The organism is Treponema sp. OMZ 305, assembly GCF_024181325.1.
GTDB lineage: Bacteria > Spirochaetota > Spirochaetia > Treponematales > Treponemataceae > Treponema.
In genome coordinates this window covers 1,755,349-1,773,904 of the sequence record NZ_CP051300.1, presented here as the reverse complement: position 1 = coordinate 1,773,904, position 18,556 = coordinate 1,755,349, and the positions used below count along the sequence as shown (strand labels likewise).

Below are 18,556 nucleotides of genomic sequence, written 5' to 3'. Positions count from 1 at the left end.
TTCCATGTATGAGCAGGATTTTCAACAAGTTGATAGACGGCTGAAATTTTTTAGTGTCTTTGTTTTCTGTATTTTAGTGATATATCTTTTTCGATTATTTTCGATGCAGATTGTTCAAGGCGATCAATTTAGAAAACAGTCTCAAACAATATCCCAGCGTTCAGAGCGTATACCGGCGCAACGCGGGGAAATCTTTGACCGTAATGCAAATATCCCTATGGTGCTTAACACCAATACCTTTGCCGTGTCGGTAACGCCGGGCGAAATTCCGAAAAAGGCATTTGCGACGGTTATCGCCCGCCTTGCAAATATTCTGCAAATTCCCGTTGCAGATATTGAAAAGAAATTACCGGCAAAGCGTAGTTCCTTTCAAAGTATCGAGATACGGTCTAATCTTCCTTATGAAGTCATTACCTCACTTGCAGAAAATATCGACGAACTTCCGGGCGTTTCGTGGCATTCAAAGCCGGTGCGTAATTATGTTGAAACGGGATCATTTTCCCATATTCTCGGCTATGTCGGTGATATAACAAAAGAAGAACTCAAGACTTTCTATAATAAGGGTTATACCGCGAATACTTCAATCGGTAAGGCCGGTATCGAAAAATACTATGATGAGTGGTTACGTGGAGAGGATGGCAGCGAATATCGTACGGTTGATGCAAGAGGACGTTTAATTGAAAACAATACTGCATTTACTCCCCCTAAAATGGGAAACAATCTTATCTTAACCATCGATCGGAAAATTCAAAAGCTTGCGGAAGATGCCCTCGGTCAACGTATTGGGGCTGCTGTTGTGCTGAAGCCTACAACAGGAGAAATTCTTGCGCTGGTGTCGTATCCTTCTTTTGATTCCAACCTTTTTTTGAATGATAATGGCAATGAGATGTATGCGCAGCTGTTGCATGATCCTCGTAATCCGCTCTTGAACAGAGCCGTTAATGCAAGTTATCCGCCCGCTTCGACCTTTAAAATTGCTATGTCTACCGCTATTCTTTCTGAAAAGGCGTTTCCTCCTGAAAAAAAAATACAGTGTACCGGTAAAGTAGAATACGGTAATCACTTGTTCCGTTGCCACCAGCGTTACGGGCATGGTTATTTGGATTTGCGAAATGCACTCGCACAGTCGTGCGACATTTATTATTGGACGGTATGCCGCGATAATCTCGGTATCGATAAGATGGTCGAGTATGTCCGCGATTTTGGGTATGGTAAGTCTGCTGAAATTGATTTGCCGAGTCAAGCGATCGGTCAAGTACCCAATCCGGTATGGAAGGAACGGCAATTCCATGAAAAATGGCTTGGCGGGGATACGATGAATATGGCCATCGGACAAGGATTTATGCTTGCTTCTCCGTTACAGGTTGCAAATATGGTTGCAATGGTTGTTAACGGCGGTATAATCTATAAGCCGCATTTGTTAAAAGAGGTTCGAACCCCCGGTACCAACGAACTCATTTTTGAAAAAAAGCCGGAGATATTAAAGCAAAGTGATATTTCTCCGGATGTATTCGCACAGGTACGGGCGGATATGCGGTATACCATTACGGATGGGACAGCTCAATATCCTATGCATAATAAAATCGTGCAGCTTGCAGGAAAAACAGGTACTGCAGAAGTCGGTCTTGCGGATCACTGGCATTCATGGATGGCGGCTTACGGACCTTACAATGCTTCGGCAGAAAACGCGGTGATAGTAGTAGTATTGGTTGAAGCGCAAAACAAATGGGAGTGGTGGGCGCCTTATGCCACGAATATTATCTTTCAAGGTATCTTTGCAGATCAAACGTATGAAGAAGCGGTTGAGGCTCTCGGCGGTAGGCGCTTTTTACCGGCGGTAAGGGTAAGGCAAGAATGAATTTGAGACAAGTTACTAATTTTGATTATATACTGTTTTTAGCTGTAATCGGCTTATCGGTTGTCGGTATTCTCTTTATCTATTCTTCCGGGGTTAATTCCGATGGCATATCGGTTTCGCATGAATATGTTAAACAGCTTATTTGGGTAGTGTCGGGCTTGGTTTTACTGTTTGCGGTAGCGATATACGATTATACTAAAATCGCCGATCGTGCCTTATTGATTTATATTATTACGATGCTCTTATTGGTGTACACAAGACTGTTCGGAAAAACCGTTAAAGGTGCACGGAGCTGGATCGGAATCGGAGATTTCGGCATACAAGTTTCTGAATTTACAAAAATTATTTATATTGTATTTCTTGCATGGTATCTATCAAGATCTCAGAATGAGAGCGAACTTCGCCGATTTATAAAGGCTGCGGTTATTATGTTCGTACCGATGGGTTTGATTTTATTGCAGCCCGATCTTGGAACAGCTTCCGTTTATCTTCCCATCTTTTTAATTATGTGTTTTATAGCCGGTTTTCCGCTTCGATATGTGTTCGGCTTATTGGGAACAACGATCTGTACGCTTGTTTTCACGCTTCTGCCTCTTTGGGAGCGGACTATTTTACACAAATCTTCCCTTGCGGTTAAAGTATTGGGCAATAAAAATATTATGCTGTTGATTATTTTTTCCGTTGTCGGGGCGGGGGTTATTGCTGCAATCGGATACATCCTTTTAAAGAAACGGTATTATTACTGGATTGGCTATGTGCTCGGTATTGTCGCCATCTCTTTATCCGGTGCATTGGTTGGGAGCAGAGTATTAAAAGACTACCAGATGAAACGGCTCATTATCTTTTTGGATCCTAATAGCGATCCGCTCGGTGCGGGTTGGCATATTCTCCAATCGATGACGGCAATCGGCTCAGGCGGAAAAACGGGCTTAGGTTTTCTAAAAGGAACGCAAAGCCATTACCGCTTTTTGCCGGAACAAAGTACCGATTTTATTTTCAGTATTTTATCCGAAGAGTGGGGATTTCTCGGCGGGCTTTTGGTATTTGGACTTTATGCAATTATTTTTTTACGGATGTTTTTTATCATTCAAAAGACAAGTGATTTATTCGGCAAACTCATTGTCTCCGGTGTCGTTGCGATGCTCTTTTTTCATTTTGTTGTAAATATCGGGATGGTTATGGGATTTATGCCGATTACCGGTATTCCGCTTTTATTTCTGTCGTATGGCGGCTCTTCCTTGTGGACCGCAATGATTGCTATAGGACTTGTGATAGGAATCAGCCTGAGACAGCTGTAAAAAAAGCTAGTGAAAAGGGGCAGTCCAAAAACTGTTACGCAATCCGCATTAGCAGCGGATATGATAAACCGTTTCTTTACAGAACTTCTGTCGGGAATGCCCACTTATCGGTACGAAAAGTCACTGTCGCCGATAAACTCCCGTAAAATGGACTGCCCGTGCACGAAGGACGGAGAGACCGAAAGGAAGTTATTCAGGAAGATGAGCAGTCGAGATGCTTCGCTGTATGCCGGATCGGTGGGTTTTACTGCACGGAGCAGCGGTTCCGCATAAATTTTCAGTACCGAAAGCTCATAATCGAGCGCTGTGTTAAATATAACGTCGGCGGTATTTTGATACGGGAAGATATGCTTTGCCTCTCCCGCCCGCACATCAGACCACATACCGATGGTAATCGATGCGGAGCTGCCTCTAAATTGAGCGTCGCGCACAATACGCCGCAAGAGCCGGTTATCGGAAGTCGGTATCCGGTTATGATCATCTAAGGTTAGCTGTGTTAATGCCGAAAGATATATCTTAAATTTAAGCGAAGCGTCTATCTGCGGGGTTAGGTTGTCGTTTAATCCGTGTATTCCTTCCAAGATGAGAATAGAGCGGCTGTTGAGGCGAAGTTTTTTTCCGGTATAAAACCGCTCACCTGTTTTGAAATTATAAGACGGCAGCTCAACTTCTTCACCCGCAAATAGTTTGAGCAACAGCTCATTTAAAAGCGGAACATCCAAAGATTCAAGGCATTCGAAATCAAACTTTCCGTCCTTATCACGCGGCGTCTTATCCCTGCCGACATAATAATCGTCGAGGCTGATAACATAAGGTTCATAGCCTACGACGCGCAGCTGCATTGAAAGTTTTTTTGCGGAGGTCGTTTTTCCTGAACTGGACGGCCCTGCAATCAGAATCACTTTGACGTTTCCTCTGTTTCTAATTTGCTCGGCAATATGCGCCAGCTTATTATTCTGCAACGTTTCCGTAATTTCAATGAAGTCTTTGGTTTTACGGCTTTCGATAATTTCATTTAATTGCCCGACCGAAGATACGCCGATCATCTTACCCCACATTTTATATTCTTTGTATACGGTAAAAAGCTGCGGAATATCTTTAAATTTAGGCAGTGTGTCGGTATCGGCAGTTGCAGGGAAGCGCAGCAAAAAGCCGTCTTCATACTTCATCAATTCGAATACTTTTAAATAGCCGACACGATCCATCAACGGCTGGAAGTATAAGTCGTAATAATCATCGAGTATGTTGATCGTGATTTTCGGCTTACTGTTATAGGAAAGCAGCCGGTACGCATCGGGCTGATTGGTATTTGCAAAAAGTTCCAGCGCTTCGGAGTATGCGACGGATTGCGTTTGTATCGGTAAATCCGCATCAACCATCTCATGCATTTTATCTTCGATTATTTTGAGATCGATATCGGAAGCATGGGCGCCTTCAAAGGTATAATAGTACGAGTAGCCGAAACTGTGCCCAACCAACAGTCGTAAATCGGGGTATACTTTCCGTGCGGCAGCGGCTAACAGAAAACACAGCGTGCGCCGGTAAATATTCGATCCTTCGTAAGTTCCTTTTAAGACAGGCTTTATAGTAGCGCGCACATCGATCATCTTGTTTAACGGAACTAATTCGTTATTTACTTTCATCCCGAATGCAACCGATTCCGGCTCTTTACAATATGCCAATGCAGCACGCGCGGAAATCGGTTCAACAAACTGTTTTTTTGAGCCGTCCGGAAATGTAATCTCAAAACCTTTCATAAATGCCTCCGCTATATTTTGCACAGTTTATTTTTAGGAGAAAATGCATCAGACAAATAAATCTGAGAAAGTGCTAATTCAATGCGCCCTCGCTTTAATCAGCACTTCCCTAGGTAGCCTCCAGTACATACCCTAGCAGTTTATCACAGCACCTCATTACGAATCAATAACCTCTAACTGTAAGAGTAAAAGATAGCTTATCCGCTGCCGTCGTGCTTCCTGTTCCATTTTTGCTTGTATTTCTTCTTCGCTTAATACAGGGCACTGTTACCTCATTTATAATTTGACAAATGGAAAAAAGCGGGTATATAATAGACCTATTCTGAAACTTTCGTTTTCGAATAGGTCGACGAGTTCTCAATCGCACAAATGGCACGATGCGAGAACATCGCATTTCAAGGTAACCTGTTCAGAAACGGAAGTTTCCGAACAGGTTTAATATCCTTTGTTGTGAATTGATCCGCTTCATGTTAATTGACGGACAATCACTACCTAAAAAATTTTTATGGAGGCTTCTATTATGGAAAAACAAAGCGGTAGAAAATTGGGACTGTTACCGCAACTTGCATTGGGGATTCTTGCCGGTGTGGTACTCGGGTTAGTTGTACCCGCTCCGGTGATGGGGATCATCGCGACAATTAAAAGGTTACTCGGTTCGCTGATCTTTTTTGCCGTTCCGCTCGTTATCTTCGGTTTTATTTCTCCGGCAATTTGCGACTTAAAAGCAAATGCGGGGAAAATGCTCGGCGTCTTTTTGCTGATATCGTATTTATCCGCAGTCGGTGCATCCCTGTTCTCGGCTGTAGCCGGATATATTCTGATCCCGTTCCTGCATATCCCGTCACAGGCTGCCGAATTGGTTGACATACCGGCGACGGCATTCTCGCTGAATATTCAGCCGATTATGCCGGTTATGACTGCGTTGGTATTGGCTATCTTAGCCGGTATTTCGGTTATTTGGACAAAGGCCGCTACGGTTGAAAAGCTCTTAAAAGAGATTCAGGCAATGGTGCTCGAAATCGTCAACCGCGTTATCGTACCGGTGCTGCCGTTCTTCATTGCGACAACCTTTGCCGAACTTGCGTACAGCGGCAGCTTAACCCGCCAGCTTCCCGTATTCTTAAAGGTTATTATTATCGTACTGATCGGTCATTTTATCTGGATGACGCTGCTGTATCTCATCGGCGGTGCGGTTTCCAAGCAGAATCCGCTTGAAGTGGTAAAGCATTACGGCCCTGCGTATGCCACCGCTGTCGGTACGATGTCAAGCGCTGCGACCTTGCCGGTTGCGCTACGCTGTGCACATAAATCCAGTGTTTTACCTGCCGATATCGTTGACTTTGCGATTCCGCTGGGAGCGACAACCCATTTGTGCGGTTCCGTTCTTACCGAAACATTCTTTGCAATGACGATATCTCAGATGCTGTACGGCTCGGTTCCCTCAGTCGGAACAATGATTTTGTTCTCATTTCTGTTCGGCGTATTTGCTGTCGGAGCGCCCGGCGTACCCGGCGGAACGGTTATGGCTTCGCTCGGTATCGTTATCAGCGTACTCGGCTTTGACGAAATCGGTACCGGCTTGTTGATCGCCATCTTTGCCTTGCAGGACAGCTTCGGAACGGCATGCAACGTAACCGGAGACGGCGCGCTCGCACTTATTCTGCGCGGTGTATTCTATAAACCCGATGGAACATTAAAACAGGCGTAAGGTATGGAACTCACGGACATTGACTGTAATCAATTCATTGCAATCCTTCAAGAAGAGCTGGTTCCCGCGCTCGGCTGTACCGAACCGATTGCCATAGCATATGCGGGCGCTCATGCCCGTACTTTGCTCGGGAAAATTCCCGACCGCGTGTGCATTAAAAGCAGCGGTAACATTATTAAAAATGTAAAGAGCGTTACCGTCCCCAATTCGGGCAACATGAAAGGTATTCCGGCGGCGGCGGCAATCGGTATTATCGGCGGTAATCCCGATAAGGGGCTTGAGGTCCTTGCCGACATAACCGAAGCCGATATCGCCCGTACCAAGGAATTTTTGGAAAAAGTTCCTTGCAAGGTGTCCTTGTTGGATACGGTCGCTTCTCTGCATTTTATTGTAGAAGTTTTTGCCGGCGCCGACAGCGCATCGGTTGAGATTATCCATCAGCATACGAATATCGTGCGTACAACCAAAAATGGAAAAGACGTATTATCCGTTCCATTTGATCCGGCTAGTGCAAATGCCGCACTGACCGACCGGTCGGGATTGTCGGTAAAAAAGATCCTTGAGTTTGCCGATACGATAGAGCTTGACCGCGTCCGCCCGATACTGGAACGCCAGATCGATTATAATACCCGCATCGCGCAGGAAGGATTGGAGCACCGCTACGGAATTAACGCAGGCGCGAATCTCCTAAAGGCTGCTGAAGCGGAACGGGCTGTTACCGTAAAAATCCGTGCGCAAGCCGCCGCTGCCGCGGGTTCCGATGCCCGCATGAGCGGCTGTACATTGCCGGTCGTTACCAATTCGGGCAGCGGTAATCAGGGATTGACGGCATCGCTACCGGTCATCGTGTTTGCCGAAGAAAAAAAGCTTCCGCATGATAAGCTGCTACGCGGGTTGCTGGTCAGTAACTTGATTGCGATTCATCAAAAGACGCGGATCGGACGGCTTTCCGCCTATTGCGGGGCTGTCAGCGCTGCGTGCGGAAGCGGAGCTGCCGTTACGTATCTTTCAGGCGGAAGCTATGAACAGGTATGCGAGACGATCACCAATACTCTTGCAGTTGTGTCGGGGATCGTTTGTGACGGCGCCAAGCCCTCGTGCGCTTCGAAGATTGCCTCATCGGTCGATGCGGCATTGAATGCGCATTATCTTGCAATGCAGAACCGAGTGTTTGAACCCGGAGAAGGTATCGTAAAAGGCGATATAGAAAAGACCATCGCCGGTGTAGGCGCCGTTGCTGCCGACGGTATGCGGGAAACCGATAAGGTTATATTAAAAATCATGGTGGAAGATTAGCGCTTACGCCGATTATACGCCGGGGCGTTCCGAAAGCGGCTTTCGTGAAGTTCCCGGTATTTTTACAGTCGATTTGTAAATGGAGGTTTACTGTATGAAAAAGACATTGATAACGGGCGGTACACTCGTAACCGAAAACGATACGTTTAAGGCGGATATTGCGATAACCGACAGCAAGATAACCGGAATCGGGCATTTTAATCCCGTCGATTTTGATGCCGTGTATGAAGTTCCCGGCTGTTATGTTATGCCGGGGTTAATCGATGCGCACACACATCTTGAGTTACAGCAATCCCCGCAATATCGCGCCGTCGATGACTTTTACACCGGTACCGTTGCAGCAGCTTGCGGCGGTACGACCTCCGTTATCGACCATATCGCTTTCGGCCCCGCCGGATGCAACCTGCATTATTCCATTGACCGGTACCATGAGCTTGCAAAAAAAGCGGTTATCGACTACAGCTTTCACGGCGTTATTCAGCATGTCGATGACGCTATCTTGCAGGAATTATTCGGCATCATTAAAAACGAAGGTATTACGAGCTTTAAGGCCTATACGACTTACGGATTTAAAATTGATGACACGGGTTTTTACCGCTTGCTGCAAACCGTGAAGGAAGCGGGCGGAATTTTAACCGTACACTCGGAAAACGATTCGCTTATTAACTATCTCCGCTCGAAATTCGTAAAAGAAAATAAAATGCTGCCTATCTACCATGCGCGCAGCCGCCCTAACGAAACGGAAGCCGAGGCTGTTTCTCGCCTTATCCATTTTTCGGAAATGGTGGAAGATGCCCCGCTGTACATTGTGCATCTTTCTACGGGAGAGGCGCTTATCAGCGTCATAGAGGGGCGGCAGCACGTTAATCGGCTATTCGTTGAAACCTGTACGCAGTATCTGACGCTTTCGGAAGAAAAATACGGAAACGAGAACGGCAGCCCCGATGATCCTGAAAATATCGAAGGGCTGAAATATATTATGGCGCCGCCCTTGCGCAGAAAGCAGGATATAGAAGCGCTCTGGATTGGGCTTGCAAACGGCGATATCCAAGTAGTCGCAACCGACCATTGTCCCTTCCTGTTAAAAGAAAAGATGGACACCAAGGGCGATTTTACCAAGGGACCGGGCGGCGCTCCAGGGATTGAAGAGCGGGTGCGGATTATTTTCTCCGAAGGTGTACAAAAAAAGCGGATTTCGTTGGAGCGTTTCGTACAGGTGATGGCGGCAAATCCTGCCCGCATCTTCGGTATGTATCCTCAAAAAGGATGCCTGTTGCCCGGCGCCGATGCCGACATCACGGTGATCAATCCCAATGCCGAAGAAGTGCTGACAAAGAAGAACCTGAAAAGCGCCTGCGATTACTGCACGTATGAAGGAATGAAGGTGCAGTGTGCAATCGACTCCGTATTCAGCCGCGGAGAATTAATCGCAAAGCATAACGAATTTTTAGGTGAGAAGGGCAGGGGACAATTCATCTTTAGAAAACCGCCGTTTTAAATGCGACAGCTCTCTCCATCCATGTCCGTCTAAAGCCGATATCTAGTTTCAGCAGCGGCACGGATGCCGCTGGTTATGTTTTTGCGCAGCAAAAACTCGCCATGAAAAGTGTACACGGATGTACACTTTTCATGATGCGACAACGCAGATGTGCCTCTCCAGCGCTTTTGAAATAGACTGTCCAGAAGTGTACATCCGTGTACACTTCTGGACGCGAGTTTTTGCAAGCAAAAACATCGCTGTTGCGTGAAACCACGGACATCCTTGTCCGTTCTGCAGATGCTAGGAGCGCACAAAAAACACCCGCAGGCGTACTTGTTGTACGTCGAGGACTGTTTTTTGTGAAGCGACAACGCAGATGTCCGTATATTTGTAAAAAAAGGGGTTTAATCTTCCAAAATAACCAGCCCATCAGGCAGCTCATTGAGATTTTCCGCTTTGTTGGGGAAGTGTTCTTGCAGAATCCTGCCGCATTCTTTTACAGCAGAGACAAAGGCTTGAGCGGCTTGGTGTTCTTTTAATCCGGTAGTCATAATTTTGCAAATACCGTCCCATTCGGTTTGAGCTACTTTTGCGGCAATTCCCGAATCGGCGATGACAAAAAACTTCCGTTCCAGTACGGAAGCAAAGATGAGAACGCCTGAATGTCCGGTAGTTTTATATATGCCGCTTTCCACAAAGTGTTGGAGTGCACGGGCATAGACGCGGCGGTTTTTTAAGGCATTCGGGATAATCAGCCGGTCGATTGCGGGAATATTTACCAATAAATAAACGATAAGCACAACGGTAGCTGCACTGCTGCCGATAACTGCTGTCAACTGGGCAGGAGAAGGGAACCAAACAGTGCGTTCCAACAGGTTCCAGATGGGGGCAGCGCATAAAAACAAGATGAGAAAAGAGAGAAAGGATGCGCAAAATGCAACGAATAGCTCTACAAAGGCATAGGAATCGCTTTGGTACACAACCGCAAGGGCAATTTCTCCGGTTGTCTTTTTCTCAGCCTCCGCAACCGTATCCGCAATTTCTCTCATTTGAGTAGGAGAAATATCCATCAGTTTTAACAGCCTATTCTTTTTCATTGCATCCCTTCCTTAATCGATAATCAGTTAAAATTCAACTTTAGGCGCAGTTGCAGCTTGTTCATCAGCCTTAAAATACGCCTTTTCTCTAAAGCCGAACATATTAGCGAGAAAGGCTTGCGGAAAACGCCTAATCTGTAAATTATATGTCTGTACCGCCTCATTAAAACGCTTCCGTTCTACGGCAATACGGTTTTCGGTTCCTTCAAGCTGGCTTTGTAAGTCGCGGAAGTTTTCATTTGCTTTTAATTCGGGGTAATTTTCCGCAACGGCAAGCAGTCGCTGTAGTGCACCGCCTAACTCGCTCTGTGCTTTTTGGAACTTTTCAAACGATTCGGGATTGTTGAGTACTTCGTCCGAAACATTGATAACGCCGCCCGCTTTGGAACGCATTTCCGCTATTTCGGTAAAGACTTTTTCCTCATGGCTTGCATAGCCTTTTACGGTGTTAACAAGATTGGGAATTAAATCAAAACGGCGCTGGTACACGTTTTCGACCTGACTCCATGCCGCTTTAACGTTTTCATCCGCCGCTACCATCGAATTATACGAACGGGTTACACAGCCGTATAGCGAAAAAATAATCAGCACGATAATGCCGAGAACGATAAGACCTGTTTTGAGTCCTTTGCTCATAGCTGAATGCTCCTATCAAAATTTTAAAGTATTCTTATGCATACTGATGTATGCCGAACTGACTGCAAAGTATAGACCATTTATCGAAAAAAAACAATGTGCCGAAAGTCCGTAAGCAGGGATTCAGCATGAAAGAAAAATAAAAGAAAAACATCGTTTTATGTGACAGCACGTGTGAAAAAAGAGGGCGTTCAGGCACTTTCGCTTCGCTCAAAGGCCATTCACAACCCTCTTTTTTCACGCTTTTCTGATATATTCCGGTCTTTCGTTGTTTTTTTCACAGCTGAATCCCTGTCATTATTAAAAAAGTGCGGATTTTTGAATTTCTTTGTCCTAAAAAACATTCAAAAATCCGCACTTGCTCTATTAGAAAACCTCCTGTTTCACTGTTATCTCTCAAGAATTTTTTTCATGCTGAAGCCCTGAGTCCGTAAGGTAGTTGTAATTGTTATTATGGTACAGAGGCCGAGATATTACCCTTTTCCGTACAAATAAACATTTTACAGTAGAAAAACGGATCGACGTCCTTTTGTCTATACAAAAAATAGTTTTTTTATAGACATAGTGATTTCCCTATTTTGCATTATAAAAGTAACCCACGCTTGACATTTTTAGCTTGTTTTAGTAACATTGTTACTAATTAGTAGAAAAGTTATTCATGCGGAGGGTTTTATACCTGCCGTTTTTCGGCAATGCTCTGCAGCGGGGTATGTTGATTAGAACTATGAACAACTATGCGGAAAAAATATTAGCCGATAAGGATGAACTAAACACACGGGCAAAGATTTTGCGCGCTGCAAAACAGGAGTTTTTTACCAATGGTTTTGCAGATACCAATGTGCGCCCCATCGCCGAAAAAGCAGGGGTTACGACAGGGGCGCTGTATAACCTTTTTGATAATAAGGACGGCATATTCGAAGCTCTTGTAAGCGGCGTATTCGACGAATTTTTAGCCATCGTAACGCATCACGATGTATTCGATGCTGAAAAATTCGGCATGAAAACAGGCGAGCTTTCCGCAATTACCGAGCTTTCGCAACGCCGCTTTTTAAGGATGATAGATTTTTTCTATGCTCATTGGGATGCGATGAAATTGATTGTCTGCTGTTCGAAGGGAAGCTCCTACGAGCATATTTTTGATAAAGCAATCGATGTAACTGAAAGAGAAACACTTCAATGGCTGGAACAAGACGGCGTTAAAATGTCGCGGCGCATACGATTTTTTATTCATGTCATGGTAACGTCTCACTTTGAAAATCTAAAAGAAGTTTTTTATCATAACTTAAAAAAATCGGAAGCGGTAGAATATATACTCGACTTTAACATATACCATTGTGCCGGGTGGAAACAATATTGGATGGAACAAGTAAAAGGCTAAAGGGGTATGGGAAATTCATAATTGGTAATTGGTAATAAGCGTTAGGGATTGGAGGGGCAGCGCAGCTGTTCCGAAGGAATGGAGCGTTAGCGGAACCCCGTAAAGCCCGACGGTCGGTCAAACATTGACATCCGTGTCAATGTTTGACCTGCGAGATTTATTGTATAAATCTCGCAATAGCGTATTCCACAGCCCTCCGTGGCTACTGGGATACGCGGGAACCGGAACGCCCAAAATTAATTTTATGAATAAGCCTTTTGCAAATAGACGGTACAGATGCAAGGCGCAAGCAAAAATTAACCGGAGCCGTACTTTGTGTACGGTGAGGATTAATTTTTTTGAAGCAACGCAGCAGATGTCCCGTATATTTGTAAAAGATAAGGAGGTTGTTCTAAATGGATACATATAAAAGGTTGTTTAAATATACGCCGGAGAAAATACACTGTGCGTATATTTCGGTGGTGTGCGCTACGCTGGGAGTTGCTTCTCAGATGGGGGCATTTTGGTTTTTATGGAAGTTCTTGTACGCGCTTTTGGTTACCAAAAACGTTACGGACGGCTCGATGTACGCAACGGTGATTGTTTCGCTGTTGGCAGGCTATTCGGTTGTATACTTTTGTGCTGTGTGGGCGTCGCACGTGCTTGGGTTCAGGCTTGAATCGAATTTACGCAAAACGGCAATCAACCATTTGATGAATGCATCGTTTGCCTTTTTTGATATGAACCCGTCGGGAAAAATACGGAAGCTCATTGACGACAATGCACAGGAGACGCACATGCTGGTTGCGCATTTAATTCCCGATAATATTTCCGCATTGTTTACGCCGATTTTTATGTTTATCATTGTATTTGCAGTCGATGTAAAACTCGGTCTTTTGTTGCTTGCCGTTGCGCTTATCGGCGGTGCGCAGATGATGTTTATGATGGGCAATAAAGATTTTATGCGGAAGTATCAAGCGGCGTTGGAACGGATGAATGCCGAAGCAGTTGAATATGTCCGCGGTATGCAGATTGTAAAAATCTTTAGAAGCACGGTTGAATCTTTTAAAGCGTTTTACGAAGCAATTACCGGCTATTCCGATTTAGCATATAAGTACACGCTCAGTTGCCGTACGCCGTATGTGCTGTTTCAGGTGCTGTTTAACCTGTTTGCGGTATTCACCATTCCTGCTGCTATTTATTTTATGAACAAGGGGGCGGACGCTAACCTCATCATTGCAAAGCTCGTCTTTTTTGTCTGCATCGCCGGTGTGCTTTTTTCGGCATTTATGCGCGTGATGTATGTCGGTATGTATAACTTTCAGGCAAAAAGCGTTGTAGATAAACTCGAAAATCTTTTTGCAGACATGGAAAAGGATAACCTTGAACACGGTACGGAAGAAACCTTTGAGAACTTCGGTATTGAATTTAAAAACGTATCGTTCGGTTACACGGAAGAAAAGATTTTAAATGATGTCAGTTTTACCTTGGAACCGAATAAAACCTATGCACTGGTCGGCTCATCGGGCGGAGGAAAGAGTACAATAGCAAAATTGATTTCGGGTTTTTATAAAATAAATTCAGGTGAAATTTTAATCGGCGGAAAAAATATTTCGTCATATTCACGGAATGCGCTGATGCGCAGTATCGCCTTTGTATTTCAAACCTCGAGGCTCTTTAAAACAAGTATTTTTGAAAACGTCAAAATGGGGAATAAACATGCAAGTGATGAAGAGGTGATGAATGCGCTTCGGCTTGCCCGCTGCGAAGATATTTTAGCAAAATTCCCCGAACGTGAAAAAACGGTTATCGGTTCAAAAGGTGTACACTTATCCGGCGGAGAAATTCAGCGTGTTGCGATTGCCCGCGCAATTTTGAAAAATGCAGATATCATTATTCTGGACGAGGCATCCGCCGCTGCCGACCCTGAAAACGAATACGAAATTCAGCAGGCGTTTTCCAATTTGATGAAAAACAAAACGGTTATTATGATTGCGCACCGGTTAAGCTCGATTAAAAATGTCGATGAAATTTTGGTTGTCGAAGACGGAAATATCGCTGAACGCGGCAGCGATGCGGAGTTGATGCAGAAGGGCGGAAAATACAGCCGATTGCAAGGTTTATACTCCAAAGCGAATGAATGGAGGGTCTAGCCTTTTGAGAATAGGCGGAGCAGATGCTAGGAACTTAGCCGAAATAAAGCGGAGACGTATTGTTATACGTTGAGCATTTATTTCGGCGTAGTGACAACGCAGATGCCCGTATATTCTCAAAAGAGTTGGAAGGAAAGAGATTTTTCCTAATTAGGGAGTTATATATGACTAAATTACAAAAATGGTTCGGGGTAACCGAATCGGGGGCAAAAGGGATTGTTACGGCGTCGGTATGGTCGATGCTTGCGGATGTTGCATTTATTTTACCGATGTTTTTAATGATGTTCTTTTTGCAAAGTTATTTTGACGGGACGCTGCGGTCGGCGGGATTTTATATCGGTATTATTGCTGCGCTTGCGGTTGTGATGTATGTGCTTGTGCATATCAATTACAATACGCTCTATACCGCGACATTCAAAGAATGTAAAGAACTGCGCGTGAATATTGCAGACCGGCTCAAGGCGCTGCCGCTTGCGTATTTTTCCAAACACGATGTTTCCGACTTATCACAAACGGTGATGACTGATGTTGCTGCAATCGAACATGCGCTGAGCCACGCAATTCCGCAAACAATCGGTCTTGTGTTCTATTTGACTATACTTGGCGTCGTGATGATTGCAGCCCATCCGGGATTGGGCTTATGCGTATTTGTTCCGATTATTATCAGCTTTATTCTATTGATCTTGTCGAAAAAAATTCAGATACGGGAGACAACGCGGGACTTTCATAAACAGCGTGAGCGCACGGAATTTTTTCAAGAAGCGATAGAACTGCAACAGGAAATTAAAAGCTATGGGCTGACGGAAGACACGGCTGAAAAACTAAACCGCAATGTCGATGAAGCGGAGAAATTGCACTTAACTGTGGAAGCACATCAAGCGATCCCTCTCAACATTGCACTGCTGTTTTTAAAGTTTTCCATCGGCGTTACCGTATTTTTCGGACTCAAAATGTATCTTGCAGGAACAGCCCCGCTTTTGTATCTTATCGGATATATTATTGCCGCTGCCCGTATTGTAGATGCCGTTGCAGGTGTAGAAATGAATCTTGCAGAGCTGATGTATATCGATGCACGGGTCAAGCGCATCAATGAGCTGCGCGAAACAAAAACGCAGGAAGGCGAACCTGCTTCTTTGCAGCATTATGGTATTCAATTTAAAGATGTGGAGTTTTCGTATAACGATGGACAAAAGATTATCGACGGTATTTCGTTTACGGCGGAGCAAAATAAAGTTACCGCGCTTGTCGGGCCTTCCGGCTGCGGAAAAACAACCGTACTCCGGCTTGCGTCCCGCCTCTACGATTACAACAAGGGACAAATCCTCATCGACGGCAAAGACATTGCAACGATTGATACCGACAGCCTTTTCGATAAAATTTCGATTGTCTTTCAGGATGTCGGGCTTTTTAATACCTCTATTATGGAAAATATCCGCGTCGGAAATAAAAATGCCAGCGATGATGAGGTAAAAGAAGCTGCCCGTCTTGCCAACTGCGCCGAGTTTATCGAAGCGCTGCCGGACGGCTACAATACAGTCATCGGTGAAAACGGCAGTAGGCTTTCCGGCGGAGAGCGCCAGCGTCTTTCCATTGCCCGCGCCCTTTTGAAAAACGCACCGATTATCATCCTTGATGAAATCAGCGCCTCGCTCGATGTGGAAAACGAAATGAAAATACAGGAGAGTCTTAACACGCTCATCAAAGGTAAAACGGTGATTATCATTTCGCACAGATTAAAGTCAATCGAGAACGCCGATAAAATCATCGTAATGAATCAGGGCAAAGTTGATGCGGAAGGTACGCACGCAGAGCTGTTGCAAAAATCGGCACTGTACCGAAGTATGATTGAAAAGTCTTCGGTAACGGAAAAATATACCTATTGAAAATGATTAATCTTTCACGTTAGATTGCAATATCTCTTTTGCAATCTAACGTAATACATTGTTGCAGCCCTATATGGAACCTCTAACAACCGTAAGTTTTTTAGAGGTTCCCGTATGTATTGACGTGTGTATAGCTTTTATGCTAGCTTTCGCAGTTTGATTGTAGAATAGCTACATTCTTTGGTACATACACGGTTGCCACTCCGAGCTTACAAACCGAAGGAAAATACCGTGTATAGTCAAAACACAAAATAGATACGCGGGAACCACCCTCAGTAAGGAGTCACCATGGATCAAAATCACATTTTCGCTCATTCAGCAGCCAAACGTACCTACCGGTTGCCGCAGATGAAGCATATTTTTCTCACTGTGCTTATGCTGACAGTAAGCGCAGTGATGTTTTTGAGCTGTAGAGGTCACGGTGGTAGCAACGTCATTACCATCAAAGTAAAAGGAGACCAGTATATCACCGTCAAAAAACCGGAAACAAAATCATTAACAGTTGCAAGAGGCAGCAAATGGGCTGCAATAAAGGGCAAAATTGAAATAAGCTGTCATGATGATTATGACCTAAGCGGCTGGAAGCTCAACAATGCGAGCGGAACTGCCGTAACGGACGAAACGGTATTTAACAATGATAGTGTTGTTTTTGCAGTGTCGGCAGAAAAGCCGGGAAAAAACTATTACGTGCATCATTTACTGCAAAATGTCGACAATAATGACTACACGCACAACACACAAGATGATCAAACACTGCGCGGAGATGTCGGCACAGATACAAAAGCGACTGCAAAATCCTATCCGGGTTTTACTGCACAGTCCTTTGATCAGAAGAAAATTGCGGCTGACAATATAACCGTTGTAGAGATTAAGTATAACCGGAATAATATAACACTCACCTTCGACTTGGATGGAGGTACTACTACAACGTCCCTCGAATCAGGTAATACCTTGAAGGGACGTTTTGGGGCGCCTGTTTCTATAACTGACCCGGTGAAAACAGACTATATATTTGCAGGGTGGAAACCTGCGCTGGAGAACACATTTCCTCCAGAAGATGGAACCTACACTGCACAATGGACAAAACCGAAGATTACTATACAAGGAGACGAGCGCATAAAGGCAGATACCTTGGGCACTATCGAAGTAAACAAGGATGCAACATGGGCAGACGTGGAAGCACAAGCAAAAGCAAAGGCTATCTTAAAAAATGAGTGGCTAGACGGAGACGGAGACTATGAAATCTACGAATGGCGGCTTAACAATAGAAACGGTGTAAAACTGGATGCAACACATCCCTTTACCAAAGATACAACAGTCTATGCCGTTACCAATTATAAGAGAGAAAAGTTTAGGGATGGATTCGTTTCTTCTACTCTTGATGGTTACACAGGCAGCAAACCAAAGGGAATAATTATTATTCCTGAACGATATACCACCATTGGAGCTGATGCTTTTGCGGAATGTTCAGATATCACAAACGTAACATTACCGAATGAGTTAACTGCAATCGGTGAGCATGCTTTTAGAGACTGTACAAACCTCACTGCCATAGACATTCCTGCAAAAGTTACTACGATTAATAAAACGGCGTTTGCAGGCTGCACCAAACTGGCTACATTCACAGTAAGTGCTGAAAGTACTACCTATTATGCCGAAGAGAATATCATCTATAGCAATGATAAGAAAAAACTGGTATGTACAGCCCCCGCGCTAAAAAGGGTTCATAATATTCTTGCTTCCGTTACTGAAATTGAAAAAGGGGCTTTTCTCACCTGTTCAAGCTTGGAAGCACTAGAGCTTCCTCCTAATCTCGAAACAATTGGTGAGGACGCTTTTCTAGGCTGTACTTCAAGTGTGATCACAATCGTAGGTAATAAGCTTACTACAATAAAGATGGGAGCTTTTGGATATAATGAGTACAATTGGTGCCAAAAGATAAGGATACCGCAAGGAGCGGAGTTCGATGATATCGTAACAAAGGTCAAAGATGTCAATTACCCCGAAGGGCGGATTGAACGGTATTAGCTTGT

12 protein-coding genes are annotated in these 18,556 nt (G+C 44.5%); 9 read left to right on the top strand and 3 right to left on the bottom strand.

What is annotated here, in order from left to right:
- Positions 1-4 precede the first annotated feature (4 nt).
- Positions 5-1,858, top strand: coding sequence for a penicillin-binding protein 2 (mrdA, locus tag ABK01_RS07775; RefSeq protein WP_253675230.1), 1,854 nt, complete (start codon positions 5-7; stop codon positions 1,856-1,858).
- Positions 1,855-3,156, top strand: a complete 1,302-nt coding sequence (gene rodA, locus ABK01_RS07770; RefSeq protein ID WP_212564694.1) for a rod shape-determining protein RodA — start codon at positions 1,855-1,857, stop codon at positions 3,154-3,156. The genes mrdA and rodA overlap by 4 nt, the downstream gene beginning before the upstream one ends.
- A gap of 104 nt (positions 3,157-3,260) precedes the next feature.
- Here rodA and ABK01_RS07765 read toward each other — a convergent pair whose 3' ends face one another.
- Positions 3,261-4,913, bottom strand: a complete 1,653-nt coding sequence (locus tag ABK01_RS07765; RefSeq protein ID WP_253675229.1) for a nucleoside kinase — start codon at positions 4,911-4,913, stop codon at positions 3,261-3,263.
- Between the two features lie 520 nt (positions 4,914-5,433).
- Here ABK01_RS07765 and ABK01_RS07760 point away from each other — a divergent pair.
- The 3 genes from ABK01_RS07760 (at position 5,434) to hydA (ending at position 9,415) form a co-directional block, all read left to right on the top strand.
- Entirely contained in the window at positions 5,434-6,621 is a 1,188-nt protein-coding gene (locus ABK01_RS07760; protein ID WP_212564695.1) for a dicarboxylate/amino acid:cation symporter, read from the top strand.
- A gap of 3 nt (positions 6,622-6,624) precedes the next feature.
- Positions 6,625-7,917 carry an L-cysteine desulfidase family protein gene (locus tag ABK01_RS07755; RefSeq protein WP_253675228.1) on the top strand — a complete coding sequence of 431 codons (1,293 nt, stop codon included), beginning with the start codon at positions 6,625-6,627 and terminating at the stop codon, positions 7,915-7,917.
- Between the two features lie 94 nt (positions 7,918-8,011).
- Positions 8,012-9,415, top strand: a complete 1,404-nt coding sequence (gene hydA / locus ABK01_RS07750) for a dihydropyrimidinase (RefSeq protein ID WP_253675227.1) — start codon at positions 8,012-8,014, stop codon at positions 9,413-9,415.
- A gap of 386 nt (positions 9,416-9,801) precedes the next feature.
- On the opposite strand, the gene ABK01_RS07745 is transcribed toward hydA, so the two are convergent.
- Both ABK01_RS07745 and ABK01_RS07740 read right to left on the bottom strand, forming a co-directional pair.
- Positions 9,802-10,494, bottom strand: a complete 693-nt coding sequence (locus tag ABK01_RS07745; protein WP_253675226.1) for a TPM domain-containing protein — start codon at positions 10,492-10,494, stop codon at positions 9,802-9,804.
- A 27-nt stretch (positions 10,495-10,521) separates the two neighbouring features.
- Entirely contained in the window at positions 10,522-11,130 is a 609-nt protein-coding gene (locus ABK01_RS07740; RefSeq protein ID WP_253675225.1) for a LemA family protein, read from the bottom strand.
- Positions 11,131-11,854: 724 nt separating this feature from the next.
- Here ABK01_RS07740 and ABK01_RS07735 point away from each other — a divergent pair.
- The 4 genes from ABK01_RS07735 (at position 11,855) to ABK01_RS07720 (ending at position 18,551) form a co-directional block, all read left to right on the top strand.
- A complete protein-coding gene (locus ABK01_RS07735; protein WP_371922040.1) occupies positions 11,855-12,508 on the top strand; it encodes a TetR/AcrR family transcriptional regulator in 654 nt (217 codons plus the stop codon).
- Between the two features lie 395 nt (positions 12,509-12,903).
- The gene (locus ABK01_RS07730) at positions 12,904-14,640 is read left to right on the top strand and encodes an ABC transporter ATP-binding protein (protein ID WP_253675223.1); all 1,737 of its coding nucleotides are present in this window, start codon (positions 12,904-12,906) and stop codon (positions 14,638-14,640) included.
- 164 nt (positions 14,641-14,804) lie between these two features.
- Positions 14,805-16,523, top strand: coding sequence for an ABC transporter ATP-binding protein (locus ABK01_RS07725; protein WP_253675222.1), 1,719 nt, complete (start codon positions 14,805-14,807; stop codon positions 16,521-16,523).
- 288 nt (positions 16,524-16,811) lie between these two features.
- The gene (locus tag ABK01_RS07720; protein WP_253675221.1) at positions 16,812-18,551 is read left to right on the top strand and encodes a leucine-rich repeat protein; all 1,740 of its coding nucleotides are present in this window, start codon (positions 16,812-16,814) and stop codon (positions 18,549-18,551) included.
- Positions 18,552-18,556 lie beyond the last annotated feature (5 nt).

What these genes read in the sequence shown, in the direction of transcription:
- mrdA (WP_253675230.1), top strand. Translation starts at nt 5, where the DNA reads ATGTATGAGCAGGATTTTCAACAAGTTGATAGACGGCTGAAATTTTTT.
- rodA (WP_212564694.1), top strand. Translation starts at nt 1,855, where the DNA reads ATGAATTTGAGACAAGTTACTAATTTTGATTATATACTGTTTTTAGCT.
- ABK01_RS07765 (WP_253675229.1), bottom strand. Translation starts at nt 4,913, where the DNA reads ATGAAAGGTTTTGAGATTACATTTCCGGACGGCTCAAAAAAACAGTTT.
- ABK01_RS07760 (WP_212564695.1), top strand. Translation starts at nt 5,434, where the DNA reads ATGGAAAAACAAAGCGGTAGAAAATTGGGACTGTTACCGCAACTTGCA.
- ABK01_RS07755 (WP_253675228.1), top strand. Translation starts at nt 6,625, where the DNA reads ATGGAACTCACGGACATTGACTGTAATCAATTCATTGCAATCCTTCAA.
- hydA (WP_253675227.1), top strand. Translation starts at nt 8,012, where the DNA reads ATGAAAAAGACATTGATAACGGGCGGTACACTCGTAACCGAAAACGAT.
- ABK01_RS07745 (WP_253675226.1), bottom strand. Translation starts at nt 10,494, where the DNA reads ATGAAAAAGAATAGGCTGTTAAAACTGATGGATATTTCTCCTACTCAA.
- ABK01_RS07740 (WP_253675225.1), bottom strand. Translation starts at nt 11,130, where the DNA reads ATGAGCAAAGGACTCAAAACAGGTCTTATCGTTCTCGGCATTATCGTG.
- ABK01_RS07735 (WP_371922040.1), top strand. Translation starts at nt 11,855, where the DNA reads ATGAACAACTATGCGGAAAAAATATTAGCCGATAAGGATGAACTAAAC.
- ABK01_RS07730 (WP_253675223.1), top strand. Translation starts at nt 12,904, where the DNA reads ATGGATACATATAAAAGGTTGTTTAAATATACGCCGGAGAAAATACAC.
- ABK01_RS07725 (WP_253675222.1), top strand. Translation starts at nt 14,805, where the DNA reads ATGACTAAATTACAAAAATGGTTCGGGGTAACCGAATCGGGGGCAAAA.
- ABK01_RS07720 (WP_253675221.1), top strand. Translation starts at nt 16,812, where the DNA reads ATGGATCAAAATCACATTTTCGCTCATTCAGCAGCCAAACGTACCTAC.